Here is a 14,341-nt window from a genome sequence, read left to right as displayed (position 1 = left end):
ATCCGGGGTAGACGACCCGACAGTTGTCTACTGCAAGGAGTGCATTGTGCGCTACGACTATCTGATCGTCGGCGGCGGAATGGTCGCCGACAACGCTGCACGTGGAATTCGAGAGCTGGACAAGACAGGTTCCATCGGAATTCTGGGCGCCGACAGCGACGAGCCCTACACCAGGCCCGCGCTGTCGAAGAAACTGTGGACCGACAAGGATTTCGGCCGTGACCAGGTCCCGCTGAACACGGCGTCGGAGACCGGCGCGGAGATACACACCACCACTCGGGTGGTGTCCGTCGACCGCGCGAAGCGGACCGTCGCCACCGATTCGGGTGACGAATTCGAGTACGGCGAACTGCTGCTGGCTACGGGTGGCTCGCCCCGACAGATCGACCTCGCGCCGAGTCCTCGGGTGATCTACTTCCGGACGTTCGCCGATTACCGGGCGCTCCGTGAGCAGTTGCAGACGGCGACACACATCGCCGTGGTCGGCGGTGGGTACATCGGCGCCGAGATCGCGTCGGCCCTGGTTCAGAACGGCGTCGAGGTCACGTTGGTGACGTCCGACGCCAAGGTCGGTGCGCACATGTTCCCGGACGCCCTGGCGACGGCGTTCGATCAGGGCTTCGTCGACCACGGTGTGACGGTGCGCCGAGGAGTGAAGGTGACGTCGGGCGCCGAGGCGTCGGCGCGGGTTCAGCTACAACTCGACGACGGGTCCGCTCTCGAAGCCGATGCAGTGGTGTTCGGGCTCGGTGTCACCCCGAACTCCGACCTCGCCGAGGCAGCGGGGCTCAAAACCGACAACGGCATCGTCGTCGACGAGTTCTTGCGGACCGACGACGAGCACATCCACGCGGCGGGAGACGTTGCGAACTACCCCGACGCGATCCTGGGTCGTAGACGCATCGAGCACGTCGACAACGCCAACGAGATGGGTAAGGCGGTCGGTCGAATCATGGCGGGCGGCACCGACCCGTACACCTACACCCCGTACTTCTACTCCGACGTGTTCGACGACGGATATCAGGCCGTCGGCACGGTGTCGACGTCGTTGAAGACGGTGGAGGACTGGAAGACGAAGCCCAGCGAGGGCATCGTCTACTACGTCGACGAGTCCGATGCAGTGAAAGGTGTGCTGTTCTGGAACGTCTGGGAAGGCCTGGACGACGGGAAACAGCTCATCGCCGACGCGTCGGCCCCGCCCGTGTGAATCAGGACTTGTTCGCCGCGCTCGCTGCCGTCGCCAGCTGAGTCAACAGTGGAGGCACGTCCATCCGCGGTACGACGGCCTCGATCACGACCATCCGGTCTCGTTGTGCCGCTGCGTCGTTCAGTGCATCGCGGAGTTCGCCGACTGTCGTGACCCGCCGAACGATGGGCTCGGTACCGACGCCGAGCGCGGCGGGGATCGCTGTCCAATCCCAGGACACGATGTCGTTGTACTCGGCCGTCTCACCGTGAATGGCGCGCTCGACGGTGTAGCCGTCGTTGTTGACCACGATGATGACGGGGGCGAGCTTCTCGCGTGCGAGTGTGCCGATTTCCTGGACCGTCAGCTGCGCGGCGCCGTCGCCGATCAACAGAACCGTGCGGCGGTTCGGTTCTGCCAGAGCGGCGCCGAGCGTAGCCGGGAGCGTGTATCCGATCGATGCCCACAGCGGCTGTCCGATGAACGTCACTCCAGCCGGCAGTCGGTGCGACGCCATGCCGTAGAACGACGTCCCCTGGTCGGCGAGAACGATGTTTCCGTCCTCGAGCGCGCCGGAGACCGTGTTCCACAATGTGTGCTGAGTCAGCGCCGTCGAGGTATCGTGCACTTCGGGTGCCGAGTTGTGCTGTGTCCGTGCCTTCGTCGGTGCCGAGTGCGCGCGAGACCGAAGGATGTCGGTCAGGGCTCCGAGCGCCGCGTGCAGTTCCATCGGTGCATACACCTGCCCGCCGACCGAGGACTGATGAACCGCCACATCGATGTTGCGTTTCGGGTCGATCTGCTGACTGAAGAATCCGCTCACCATGTCGGTGAACTGGACGCCCGCCGTGACCAGCACGTCGGCATCCTCGACCCCTGCGCGAACGGATTCATCGCTGGCCGCACCGGCATAGATGCCGAGGAAGTTGGACGAGCTCTCGTCGACGAGGCTCTTGCCCCACATCAGCGTCGCGTAGGGGATGTCGTCGGCCGCGAGCAGCGCGTCGAGCTGGGGTACCGCTCCGAGCCGATGGACCTGCAAGTCGGCCAGGACCGTCACCTGCCGGTCGTCGATCACTGCTGCGGCGGCGGCGGTGAACGCCTCGAGCGCGGCAGGACTGGTCGCGTCGTCGTAGGAGCGCAGCGGCGCCGACGGCGGGAAAGTGGGCACGCGCGCGACGTCGGTCGAGAGCAGGATGTAGCCGGGCCGCCGTTGCTGACGAACCTCCATCAGCACACGGTCGATTTCCAGTGTGGCTGTCGCCGGAGTCAGATTCGCTTGTGCACACGTGATTTCGCGGCTCATGCGCAGAAAGTGCTCGAAATCTCCGTCGCCGAGCGAATGGTGAACCAGGCGTCGTGCAGCCTGAGCGTCCTTGGACGGCGCACCGACGATGTGGACGACGGGAACATGCTCGGCATAGCTGCCGGCCACTGCGTTCAGAGCGGAGAGCTCACCGACACCGAAAGTGGTGACCAGCGCGGACATTCCGCGGAGTCGTCCGTACCCGTCCGCCGCATAACCTGCGTTCAACTCGTTGGCGTTGCCCACCCATCTCAGGGTCTCGTGAGACTCGACGTGGTCGAGAAATTCGAGGTTGAAGTCGCCCGGTACACCGAACACTTCGGTGACGCCCAGCTCGGCCAGTCGATCCAGTAGATAGTCGCCGACGGTATAGGTCTCGCTCATGGAATTTTCACGTCCTTGTCCGTGCCTTGTGGGCACCTAGGTCATCGAGAACGCCTGGTAAGGCCCTCGCCGAGAAACTGTACCGACGGCCTCGGTGTGACGGGGCTCCCGCCGCATCGATCGAAGAATTCTGGAACAGTGGATATCGACACACGGCAGAGGAGTCCAGAATGCCCGCACACCCGGAGATCGGAACCGAGCGCGAACGCGTCGAGGAACGAGTGCGGCGCTGGTGCGAGAACGCACGGCTCGAGGGCCGCCGTCCGTTGTTGTCCGACGCCTCCGCCCTGGCGATAGCGTCCGGAAGGCTCGACGAGGCGACGCGCGAGGTGCTGTCGGCCAGGCGTCGAGCAGGTAGGTCGATGCCGAGCGTCGGCGGGTTCGGTGCGGTGCGTGTGCTGGCGGACGAGCGTGATCGCTGGTTGTCGAAGGACACGAAGAACAAGCCTGGGTCGGCGATGGTGTACCGCCTGCGCGCCGCAGAACTGGCGAAACGACTGGACCACCTGCGGGCGGAGTTCACGCTCTCCAGCACGCACTACGCGCACGGCGTGCGGGCGGTCCGTCGGGATCGACGTGACGGTCTGCACCTCGATCTCGACCAGCGTGACCTGCTGTTCGACGCGACGATGCACACCCCTGTTCCTCGACGCGAACAGGGAACGACGCTGGAACGCACCGGGTTGGCTTTGCTCGAGACCGCGGCGGAACGAATGTCCGAGGCGGCCAGGAACACGCGGTTCGCTGAGCTCGGGGACAAGGCAGCGAGCGTGGTCGTCGACTACGCGGACCGACGGGACGACGCGTTCCTGGACAAATTCGAAGCCCTGTTGTTCCTCGCCGGTCACTCGGTGGACCGAATCCACACCTCACCGGCGTGGCGGTCCGATCATTTTCTCGTCCAGCGCACGCAACTCGACCTGATCGACGAGCTGACCCAGATTTCCGTCGACGTGCATTCGTTGCGGGGGATCGGTGACGAACTCGACGGCATCGCCGCGATGATGTTCGACGACGCCACCCGCGCCCAAGTGTCGACCAGGCGTACTGCCCTCGGCACCGTGTGGTCTCAGCTCATCGACCGTGTCGCAGCGCTGGTGCGCGTCGCGGATCTCGTGACCCACGCGGAGGGCAACCTGCGGACCATGGACGTGATGCAGAAAGCGCAGAGCCTCGACAGCAGAATCGATGCACTCGTGGCTCGCGCGGGCCAGCGCGAACTGTCCGCCGACAACACTCACTTCGTCGGCGACCAGTTCTAGCGCCGCGACGGGTCAGGCGATGATGGCGAAGAGCACTGCCGCCACCGCGAAACTGACCACCGACAGAATCGTTTCCAACACTGTCCATGTCTGCAGTGTCTGCTTGACCGTCATGTTGAAGAACTTCGCGATGATCCAGAAGCCACCGTCGTTGACGTGACTGAGAATGATGGAGCCCGCTGCGATCGACATCGCGACGAGCGCGGTGGCCATCGGTGAGTAGTCCTGCGCCGCAACGAGAGGTCCGACGATTCCGCCGGTCGTCACGATCGCGACGGTGGCCGAGCCCTGAGCGATACGCAGCGCGCAGCTGATGACGTACGCGAGGACGATGATCGGCAACCCGGCGGCGGCCATGGCGTCGGCGAGGGCGGTGCCGATTCCCGTGGCCGAGATGACCTTTCCGAAGAAGGCGCCTGCACCGACCACCAGAAGCAACATGCCGACCGGACGCAGGGATTCTCCGGTCAACGTGCTCAGTTCCTGAACCGTCGAACCGCGTCGGATCCCCAGAACGTAGAACGCGATCAACACGGCGATGAGCAGTGCGACGGCCGGTGTGCCGAGGAAAGTCAGCACCTCGAGCAGATTGCCCGGGTCGAGGAGGATGCTGCCGAACGTGGCGCCGAGGATGAGGACGAGCGGGACCGCGATGATCGCACCGATGAGTCCGACCGACGGGGGAGTGGTGACGACGGGACGCTTGGTCGCGACGCCGATGCCGCCCGTCGGCTCGGCGTCGTCGCCTTCGTTCACGAAGTCCTCGGGCACATCGACGATGACGCGTTTGCCGATCCAGTTGCCCCAGACGAGGCCTGCAGCGATGAATCCCGGTATACCGCAGACGAATCCCATGAGGATGAGCCAGCCGAGGTTGACCTCGAGCAGTCCGCCGAGAGCGACCGGTCCGGGGTGAGGCGGTAGGAATGCGTGGGTCATCGAGAGGCCAGCGAGCATCGGAAGTGCATACAGCACCAACGATTTACCGCCCTGGCGAGCTGCCACGTAGACCAACGGCGCGAGAACGAAGATGCCGATGTCGAAGAACACCGGGATGCCGAAGATGAGACCCAGTAGGCCCATCGCGATCGGCGCACCGCGGTCCCCGAACACCCCGAGGAGCTTGGAGGTCAAAGCCTGTGCTCCACCGGATCGTTCGAGGATGGCGCCCAGTACGGTGCCGAGTCCGATGATGACCGCGATGTGCCCGAGAATGCCACCGAACCCGGTTTCCAGCAGTGACTCGTTGCTCTTGATCGCTGTACCCACGATCTCCGACACCGGCAGGCCTGCGGCCAGCGCGAGACCGAGTCCGACGATCAGCAGGGCAACGAACGGTTCGAGCTTGACCCTGATGATGACGAAGAGAAGTACGGCGATGGCCAGGCCACACAGTACGAGAAGGCCAGGGGTGGATGTCCTGAGCCAGTCGACGGCGGTACTCATGAAGTGCCTTTCGGTGAAAGAGAAGTGACGAAACGTTGTGCGCGTTCGGCGATACCGTCCCAGTCGTCGGATGCGACGGCGGCGGGCGAGACGACGTCGGTTCCCGCGGTGACGGCGACTGCGCCGACGGCGAGGAAGTCCGCGGCATTGGAGGCGTTGACGCCGCCGGACGGGACGAGCTTGGCGTCCGGCAACGGCCCGAGCAGGTCTTTGAAGTGCGCGGGACCGAGGGCTCGTGCCGGGAAGATCTTCACGGCCGCAGCACCCATGTCGATCGCGTCCATCACCTCGCTGGGAGTCAGAGCACCCATCATCAGCGGAACACCGCGTGCCGAGGCGACTTCGGCGACGGCCGGTCGGAGCCCGGGGGTGACGAGGAATTGCGCGCCGGAGTCGATCGCTGCCCGGGTCTGTTCGGACGTCAGAACCGTGCCGGCCCCGATCACCGCACCCGCGTCGGCGGCCACACGCAGCAGGTCGAGCACGCCAGGCGTCGTGAACGTCAGCTCGACGGCGCGGATACCGCCCCTGGCCAATGCCTCGGCGAGTGCCTGCGGATCGGAGATCGAGGGTGCTCGCACCACGGCGAGGGCACGGTCGTCGAGAATGGTCTGCAGTGCGTTCATCGTTCCGCTCTCAGAGAATGTCCGGCAAGAATGCCAGTGGGTTGTCCGTCGTCGATGGCGAGGCGGCCGTTCACGATCACATGGCCGATACCGACGGCTTGTTGCTTCGGTTGCTCGAAAGTCGCAGTGTCGCGGACTGTATCGGGATCGAAGAGGACCAGGTCCGCAGCGTTGCCGACTGCGATGGTTCCTCGGTCGGTGAGTCCGAGCCGCTCCGCCGGTCGTCCGGTCAAGTGGTTGACGCAGTCCTCCAGGTCGAGGAGCTTCTCCTCGCGCACGTAGTGGCCCAGGTAGCGCGGAAATGTTCCCCACGCCCGTGGATGCGGGCGTTCGCCGACGAGAATGGCGTCGCTTCCGCCCATGTGCCGAGGATGCGCCATGATCGCGCGCACGTTCTCCTCGTGCCCGACATGCTGCAGAATCGTCGTCGCCAGTTGGTCGCGTACAAGGATGTCGAAGAACGAGTCCACCGGCGATTCGCCCCGTTCGGCGGCGATGTCCACCATCGTCTTGCCCACCAGCGAGTCCAGTTCCGAATTCGCGACACCACTGATCTGAATGGTCTCCCACTCGACCGTCACACCGTGGCAGCCGTCGGATCCGTTCACGTTCACGTCCTCGGTGATGCGAGCGCGCATCTCCGGGTCGCCGAAACGGGCAAGCGCCTGATCCGGCCCACCGGACATGGCCCAGCTCGGAAGCAATGCGGACAGCGTCGTGGCTCCGGGCAGGTACGGGTAGGTGTCCAGCGTGACGTCGCAGCCGTCGGCGATGGCAGAATCCACCTTGTCGAGGAATTCGCCCGCCCGGCCGCGGTTCACGCCGAAGTTCATGGTCGCGTGGGTGAGGTGCAGCGCGCATCCGGTCGCCCGCGCAAGATCCAGCATCTCCTGATACGCCTCCAGCGCACCTGCGCCGTACGATCGCGTGTGCGGAGCGTAGAAGCCTCCGAAATCGGCGACGACCTCGCACAATGCGCGGAGTTCGCTTGTATCGGCGTACATCCCGGGTGTGTACGTCAACCCGCTCGACATCCCGACGGCACCCTCGCTCAGGCCCTGGGCAAGCAGTTCCTGCATGTGGGAGATCTCGCGAGGCGTCGCCGGACGCTGATCGCCGCCGACGGCCAGATACCGGAGCGTGCCCTGAGGTACGAGGTACGCCGCGTTCGGTGTGATGCCCTGATCGAGCCGCGTCAGGTACTCGGCCACCGACCGCCAGGAAAAATCGAGGTCCGACGGGTTGCCGTTCCAGCCGGCGATCTGACGACGTACGACGTCGAGGGTGGCGTCGTCGATCGGGGCGTAGGCGATACCGTCCTGGCCGATGACCTCGGTGGTCACGCCCTGACTGATTTTCGGGAAATGCCCTGGATCGGTCAGCAACCGAAGATCGGAATGTGCGTGCATGTCGATGAAGCCGGGGGCGAGCACATGCCCTGCTTCGGCCTCGATGACCCTGTCCGCGCCGGTCGTGACGCCGGGTTCGGTGATGGCCGCGATGATGCCCCCGTCGACGAGGACGTCACGACGCACGCGCGGTGATCCGGTTCCGTCGACGACGTCGGCTCCGCGAATCAGCAATGTCATTCGTGGCTCCTAGAAGAAGGTGTGGACTAGGTCGACGACGCGCGGATCGTCGCTGCCTGCATCGTCGACGAGAGGGATCAGCCGCCATTTGTCGAAGGCTGTGCACGGATGCGAAAGACCCAGGCGAACAACGCTTCCGATCGGAGCCGCGCTGGCGTCCGGGGCGAACCGAAGGAAGGCGTGCTGATCGTTGAGGGCGGTGATCTCGCCGTCGACCGACTGCGGAGTGGGCAAACCCTCGTCGTAGGGGAGGTCCCGCTTGCCGGCATCGAGCAGCGCGAGGCCCGGCTCCGGGCGCGACACGACGCGCGCCCAGCCGTGCATCGCAGCTTCGAGTGGATGGTCCGAACGGCTCGGGATCATCGGTGAGATCTGTGAGTAGAACCCGTCGTCGTGGATGATGTATGCCCCCGACCGGAGCACCACCGTGGTCGCGACGCCGCGTGCGCCGTCCTCGTCGGCCAGTGGCGCCAGGTGCGCGGCCACGATGTCCTGATACGCGCTTCCGCCCGCGGTGACCACGGCGTGCTCGGCGTAGAGACCTGCTGCGTCGAGTTCTCGATGGAGAGTTGCGACGGCATCGAGGTAGTCGGCGACGGCCTTCAGGCCGGCCTCGGACCGATCGTGGCTGAGTGCGCCCTCGTATCCTCCGACACCCGCGAGTGCCAGACGAGGCGACGCGGCGACGGCGTCGGCGACCGCACGAGCTTCGTCGATCGTGCGCGCACCGGTTCTGCCGTGCTCGCCGCCCAGCTCGACGACGACGTGCACCGGCCTGGTTGCGCCTGCGTCGGACAGGGCTGCGTTCATTGCCTCGACGGTGCCGAGTCCGTCTGCCCAGCAGTAGAATTCGAACTCGGGATGTTCGACGAGTTCCCGTGCCAGCCAGGCGAGACCGACGGGGTCGACGAGGGCGTTGGCCAGCATGATGCGTTGGACGCCGAACGTCCTCGCCAACTGCACCTGCCAGATGGTCGCCAATGTGATTGCCCACGAACCGGAATCGAGCTGGCGTTTCCAGAGAGCCGGAGCCATCGTCGTCTTGCCGTGCGGCGCGAGTTTCACACCCGCCTCGGCAGCCCAGGCGGCCATGACCTCGATGTTGTGAGTGATTCGTTTGTCGTCGAGCGTCAACAGCGGCGTCTGGAAGGACGTCGCCGATGGTCCTTCCCGGACGAACTCCTCGATCGAACGTCCCCAGGCGTGGGGTGGAACCGATTTGTGTTCGGGTCCGATCTTTCGCGCTCGTAGGGCGTTGACGGCGTGCGTGTCGATCAAGGTGGAGACCTCCAAGCCGGTGCCGTTGCGTAATTTGCAACGACTGTTGCGCAAAATGTTTGTGATTAGTAGTGTGCATCCAACAGGGGCCGGCCCGCAAGCATTCGAAGGAGATCTCTTGCTTTCATCGCCTCGCGCGGTATGCGTCGGAGAAGGACTCGTGGTTCTCGTTGCCGAGCCCGGTGCCCTCGAAGACTCGGATTCGTTTCGACGTTCGGCAGGTGGGGCCGAAGCCAACGTGGCACGCGTCCTCGTCCAGCTGGGTGTGTCCACGTCCTGGTTGTCACGGGTCGGAGACGATGGATTCGGCCGATACCTGCTACGCCAACTCAGCGAATCAGGTGTCGACGTATCTGCCGTGTCGGTCGACCCTGCACGTCCGACGGGGATCTACGTCAAGGAACGCGGAGCCGGCACCGGCGTCGGACACGATCTGCCGCGCGGCGAGAGTCGCATGACGTACTTCCGGACAGGATCGGCTGCCAGCGCTCTGTCTGCCGAAGACCTGGTTCCCACCGTGATCGAGGGGGCCGCCATCGTCCACCTCTCCGGAATCACCGTCGCGTTGTCGGCCTCGGCCGAGTCGATGTCGAGGGCACTGCTGGCGTCCGCGGCGACCGTCAGCTTCGACCTGAACTTTCGGCCCGCGCTGTGGGGCTCGAGAATCTCCGACGCATCCTCCGTGCTGGCTGACCATGTCCGCGGCAGCGACGTGGTGCTGATGGGTGCCGACGAGGCGCACGAGGTCTTCGGGATCGACGATCCCGCAGCGTTGCGCGCGGAGTTCCCGGAACCGCGTCACCTGGTGGTCAAGAACGACGCGCACGTCGTGACCGCGTTCGACGGATCGTCGCGCGTCGACGTTCCTGCCCTCACACTCGACGTCGTGGAAAAAATCGGCGCGGGCGACGCGTTCGCAGGCGGATTTCTTGCCGGTTTGCTGACCGGGCGCTCGGCTGTGGACAGGGTCCGGCTCGGCCACCTCTGCGCGGCAGGAGCCTTGACCGCACACGGTGACGCGGCCGAAGTCGCTGATCCCTCTCGGCTCGCCGCGGCGCTGGCCCTCCCCGACGCGGAGTGGAACTCGGCACGATTCGCTGATCTGGTGGCGCAATGAGCCAAAGCCTGTCCCGAGCATTGACCATCCTCGGCCTCCTGGGGGAGGAGACGAGGTCGCTCGACCAACTAGCCCGAGAACTGGACGTGCACAAGACAACCGTGCTGCGACTGCTGCGCACGATGGAGTCGGACCGCTTCGTCCAGCACGACGCCGACCACCGATACGTGCTCGGGTCACGATTCTTCGAACTCGCCAACCGCGCACTCGAACAGAGGGATGTGCGCACGGTAGCGAGGCCGCACCTCGCTGCGCTCAACGCCGCAACCGGACAGACGATCCACCTGGCAACCCTCGAGGGTGGCGAGGCGGTGTACATCGACAAATTCGATGCGACGCAGAGCGTCCGGATGTACTCGCGTATCGGAAGACCCGCCCCGTTGCACTGCACGGCCGTGGGAAAGGTGCTGGTCTCCGCACTCCCACGTGCCGAGCAGCGGCAGATCGCGCAACGCATCGAATACGCGCGGTTCACCGACCGGACCATAGATTCCGCCGAGCGGTACCTCGCTGAACTGGACCTCGTAGCCGAGCAGGGCTACGCCGAGGACCACGAGGAACACGAGACGTTCGTCAACTGCGTGGGTGTACCGATCCTCGACGGCACCGGACGAACCGTTGCGGCAGTGTCGATGTCGGTACCGGACATGCTCCTCGACCACGGACAAGTCCTCGGGAAACTACCCGAAATTCTGGCTGTCGCCGAAGCCATTTCGGCCGATCTCGGCTGGAAGCCGACCGAGAAGACCTCGTAAGAAAGGAAAGTAATGAGCGAGAAGATCGCAGTTCGAACCGATGGGGCACCGGCACCCGCACACACGTTCTCCCAAGGGGTGCGCAAGGGCCCGTTCGTGCAGGTCTCCGGGCAGGGACCGGTCGATCCGAAGACCAGCGAGTACCTGTACCCGGGCGACGTCGCCGCCCAGACCACGAGAACGCTCGAGAACGTGCGCGCGATCGTCGAAGCGAGCGGCGCAACGTTCGACGACGTCGTCATGCTTCGCGTCTACCTCACCAAGCGCGAGGACTTCGCCATCATGAACGACGCATACGGCGAGTTCGTCCAGAAGTACACCACCGGAGATGTCCTGCCCAGTCGGACAACGGTATTCACCGGTTTACCTCGCGAAGAGATGCTCGTCGAGATCGACGCCGTCGCGATCGTCTGACGCCGGGTCCGACAACCGGCCGGGCTCCTCTCGTGTCATGGCGGCATTCGCCGTGGGGAGCACGGCCGGGCGACGGATGCACGCCAACCGGCGAGCTCAGACGTTGTCGAGATTCTTGATCGCCACCAGCGCGCTGCGCAGTGCTCGGACAACTCGGTCCCACGGAACCGCCTCCAGCGCACACTCCTCGGCCGCCGCGGATTCTCCACGGAGCATGGCTTCCTGCGCGTACTCGCGCCAAGACTCTGCCTGTTCGGTGCAGAACGCCTCGAAACGTCCGATCTTCGCGCGGTCAGGTCCGCAGACCGACACGATGTCGTCGGCGTCGACCTTCCCACCGGACTCCGCATCCATCTCCAGCAACGTCATCAGTTGCGGCGGAAGCTCCTCGTCGCTGGGGTCCGCGGACCCGTCGACCTGTTCGGTCGCGTCGTGGGTGGGAACAACACCCCCGACGTGATCGGCGAACTCCTCGTCGACCGTCGCCGCGAACTTCGCCAGGCGGCCTGCGGCATTCACCACGTGCTGTGGGACGAACGGATCGGCGTCGATCGTGCACGCGACATGGACACGGTCCTCGACCAACAAGAACTTCAGCCGCGGATGCCGGCGATTGAGATCCGCGACGACCTCCGCAGCCCGTGTTCGCCCGGCAATACGCTCGACGACGAGCGCATGAATGCGGATCTCGTCTACGCCCGCAGCAGTGACGTATGCGATGACCGGCCCGATGGCGATGCTGACGACTCCGTCGGGCGTGACCGACACCCGATCCCCGAAGGTCTCCAGCAACGGACCCGCCACATCCGGGGGACAAGCCGACTCGTCGGGTGTCGGTGCGGTCGGTGCCTTCGCCCCAGGCCGGAAGAGGAACGAGGGATGCGGGATGTTCCACGCGCATCGGATCTGCTCGACGACCGTCGAACACAACCGGTCGACCCACGCGGCGCCGTCCTCGACGACGAAAATTCCGTCGGCCTCGGCCGGTTGCCAGGGAGGCGGGGGAGAACCGAGCCCCGACGATGCACACACGAGCGTCCCCTCCGCTGTCAGGCGAAGAAGCATTGCTCGCCGCGGTGAGCCCTCGGGCTCGAAGTCGGGAGATATCGACAGCTCCGCACCTGGTTCCAGCGACGCCAGATGATCAGCCAGTTCGGTCGTGAACCTCGTCCAGTCGGACTGCGTTGCAGCGTCAAGGTCTGGACAGTTGTGCTTCGGCATGTTTCTCCCCGTTCCACCAAACTTCGAACATTCGATCGAACAGGAGCTATCGCGGGGTACCGACAAGAACCGGTCAGCGGCGGCTGTCCGCTCGGACGACCGTCGCTAGAACGAGTAGCTCGGCAGGCGTCAGCGACCCGTGGTGCCCCTCGAGTGCCGACGCGTTCGCTTCCGCCTGCGTTCTCACCACGGCCGATTCGTCCTGCGCGAGGGCCAGCAGGTCTCCGATTCGTTCGGCGGACGCAGTGGACACCGCCGGGCCGAACCACCCTCGCGACAGTGCGTCCTCGCGGGTGACGACGAGGAAGTGCTCCCCGAGTGACTCCTGCCAGGTCACCTGCACGTCACTACTACTTCCGGTCCGTGTGTAGAGGTAGCGCATCCGGGGTTCTCCGCCCAGGAGCCTGACGCCGTCCCTCAGCTCCGGGGTCGAGTCGTAGTCGAACCTCCGGTCGATGCCAACCATTCCGTGGTCGGCGACGACGATCAGCGCGCCGTCGGGTGGAAGACCGTCGGCGATCGACTCGGCGAGTAGGTCGACATGGCGAAGATGCAGGCGCCATGCGTGCGACTTCGGTCCTCGGACGTGGCCCACCAGGTCGAGGTCACCGTGATAGGCGTAGACCAGCGTCGGGCCGGGAGCATCGAGTGCGTCGAGTGTTCCGGCCGCGAGATCGGCAAGGGAAACCGAGTTGCGGAACTGCGCGCCGCGAAGAGAAGCACGAGTCAGTCCTGAGCTCGCCTGCATCGACGGACCGACGTGAACGACGCGGACACCGTCGTCACGCGCACGTTCGAACGCGGTCGGTAGCGGTTGGAAGTGCTCCGGAACCACATCGGCCGGTAGCCCCTCGGACGCGGACGTCCCGTGGAGTTTCCACTGAAGACTGTTCATGAGGCGTTTGTGGCCCGGAAGCGCGACGAGATATCCGACGACACCGTGCTCTCCGGGAGTGAGCCCCGTGCCAAGTGAGCTGAGGCTCGTCGCCGTCGTGCTCGGAAATCCTGCGGTGATCGATCGGGTGGTGTGTGCAGTGAGGAAGGGCGCGTCGTCCGAATGATCGGCAAGTTGTTCGCTGCCGAGTCCATCGACCATCAGGACACACGCTCGTCGGACACCGTGGAGATCGAGACCGAGTCTGTCGGCAGACGAACTGCCCGTCAGATGCGCGACCACGGACGGCACTACATCGGACAGGGACCCCGTTCCATAGCGCGGTGAAAGCAGCATGACGCAACCGTATGCGCCGCGCCGGCACCGCGCAGCCTCTGTTGTTAACTCGTACAAGCGCCTGACCAGGCGATTTGCGAAGGAGTTCTTCTTGGCGTAACTTTTGTCCAGTCAGAGCGACACGGACACCGACCCGGACCGAAAGGTGCGGGACACGAGGTTGGACGCAGATCGAACTGGCAGCCCCTTACGAGGTAAGAGTTTACATCGTGAGGGACATGAGCGTGTAAGCCCCGAAGTCGAAGCGAAAGCTGACGCAACGGTGTGTGCGTGTTCTTTGAGAACTCAACAGTGTGTCGATGAATGTCAGTGCCGAATGTTTTAGACGCTCATGCTTTTTGGTGTGAGTGTGTCGGCCGCGGTCCTTCTTCCCGTCGGATTGTGGTTGACGAAAATTTAGTGCTAGTTGAGTTTTTTGCTAGTGATGTGGACTTGATGTCATTTGACTGATTGCACTGTCTTCTTTTGGGGGATGGTGGGATTGCAAGTCTTTTACGGAGAGTTTGATCCTGGCTCAGGACGAACG

12 protein-coding genes are annotated in these 14,341 nt (G+C 64.6%); 5 read left to right on the top strand and 7 right to left on the bottom strand.

Translation table 11 applies throughout. The features are described from left to right. Positions 1 to 46: 46 nt before the first annotated feature. Positions 47 to 1,207, top strand: coding sequence for an NAD(P)/FAD-dependent oxidoreductase (locus CH290_RS15855; RefSeq protein ID WP_020113046.1), 1,161 nt, complete (start codon positions 47 to 49; stop codon positions 1,205 to 1,207). Position 1,208: 1 nt separating this feature from the next. Here CH290_RS15855 and CH290_RS15850 read toward each other — a convergent pair whose 3' ends face one another. Next, entirely contained in the window at positions 1,209 to 2,876 is a 1,668-nt protein-coding gene (locus tag CH290_RS15850) for an alpha-keto acid decarboxylase family protein (protein ID WP_033187805.1), read from the bottom strand. Positions 2,877 to 3,046: 170 nt separating this feature from the next. Here CH290_RS15850 and CH290_RS15845 point away from each other — a divergent pair, with 170 nt between their 5' ends. Next, entirely contained in the window at positions 3,047 to 4,138 is a 1,092-nt protein-coding gene (locus tag CH290_RS15845; RefSeq protein WP_020113049.1) for a hypothetical protein, read from the top strand. Positions 4,139 to 4,150: 12 nt separating this feature from the next. On the opposite strand, the gene CH290_RS15840 is transcribed toward CH290_RS15845, so the two are convergent. The 4 genes from CH290_RS15840 to CH290_RS15825 are packed head-to-tail and all read right to left on the bottom strand — an operon-like array spanning position 4,151 to position 9,092. Beyond that, positions 4,151 to 5,584, bottom strand: a complete 1,434-nt coding sequence (locus CH290_RS15840; protein ID WP_019666664.1) for a GntP family permease — start codon at positions 5,582 to 5,584, stop codon at positions 4,151 to 4,153. Continuing rightward, positions 5,581 to 6,210: a bifunctional 4-hydroxy-2-oxoglutarate aldolase/2-dehydro-3-deoxy-phosphogluconate aldolase gene (locus CH290_RS15835; protein WP_019666663.1), complete on the bottom strand. Its 630-nt coding sequence runs from the start codon at positions 6,208 to 6,210 to the stop codon at positions 5,581 to 5,583. Before CH290_RS15835 ends, CH290_RS15840 begins: the two co-directional genes overlap by 4 nt. Then, a complete protein-coding gene (locus CH290_RS15830) occupies positions 6,207 to 7,799 on the bottom strand; it encodes an N-acyl-D-amino-acid deacylase family protein (protein WP_020113050.1) in 1,593 nt (530 codons plus the stop codon). The genes CH290_RS15835 and CH290_RS15830 overlap by 4 nt, the downstream gene beginning before the upstream one ends. 9 nt (positions 7,800 to 7,808) lie before the next feature. Then, a complete protein-coding gene (locus tag CH290_RS15825) occupies positions 7,809 to 9,092 on the bottom strand; it encodes an alanine racemase (protein ID WP_020113051.1) in 1,284 nt (427 codons plus the stop codon). A gap of 103 nt (positions 9,093 to 9,195) precedes the next feature. Here CH290_RS15825 and CH290_RS15820 point away from each other — a divergent pair, with 103 nt between their 5' ends. From CH290_RS15820 to CH290_RS15810, 3 genes are read left to right on the top strand one after another with little or no spacing between them, the layout of a single operon-like run. Then, a complete protein-coding gene (locus CH290_RS15820) occupies positions 9,196 to 10,194 on the top strand; it encodes a sugar kinase (protein WP_080748559.1) in 999 nt (332 codons plus the stop codon). After that, positions 10,191 to 10,949 (top strand): IclR family transcriptional regulator, encoded by a 759-nt coding sequence (locus CH290_RS15815; protein ID WP_019666659.1) that lies wholly within the window; start codon positions 10,191 to 10,193, stop codon positions 10,947 to 10,949. The genes CH290_RS15820 and CH290_RS15815 overlap by 4 nt, the downstream gene beginning before the upstream one ends. A 12-nt stretch (positions 10,950 to 10,961) precedes the next feature. Further along, positions 10,962 to 11,363 (top strand): RidA family protein, encoded by a 402-nt coding sequence (locus CH290_RS15810; RefSeq protein ID WP_019666658.1) that lies wholly within the window; start codon positions 10,962 to 10,964, stop codon positions 11,361 to 11,363. Positions 11,364 to 11,459: 96 nt separating this feature from the next. On the opposite strand, the gene CH290_RS15805 is transcribed toward CH290_RS15810, so the two are convergent. Together CH290_RS15805 and CH290_RS15800 are read right to left on the bottom strand one after the other, a co-directional pair. Then, positions 11,460 to 12,584, bottom strand: coding sequence for a T3SS (YopN, CesT) and YbjN peptide-binding chaperone 1 (locus CH290_RS15805; RefSeq protein WP_033187804.1), 1,125 nt, complete (start codon positions 12,582 to 12,584; stop codon positions 11,460 to 11,462). A gap of 73 nt (positions 12,585 to 12,657) precedes the next feature. Continuing rightward, the gene (locus tag CH290_RS15800; protein ID WP_230620819.1) at positions 12,658 to 13,815 is read right to left on the bottom strand and encodes an alkaline phosphatase family protein; all 1,158 of its coding nucleotides are present in this window, start codon (positions 13,813 to 13,815) and stop codon (positions 12,658 to 12,660) included. Positions 13,816 to 14,341 lie beyond the last annotated feature (526 nt).

It is taken from the genome of Rhodococcus sp. 06-156-4 (assembly GCF_002259345.1).
GTDB lineage: Bacteria > Actinomycetota > Actinomycetes > Mycobacteriales > Mycobacteriaceae > Rhodococcoides > Rhodococcoides fascians_E.
This window is presented reverse-complemented; position numbering and strand designations above follow the sequence as displayed.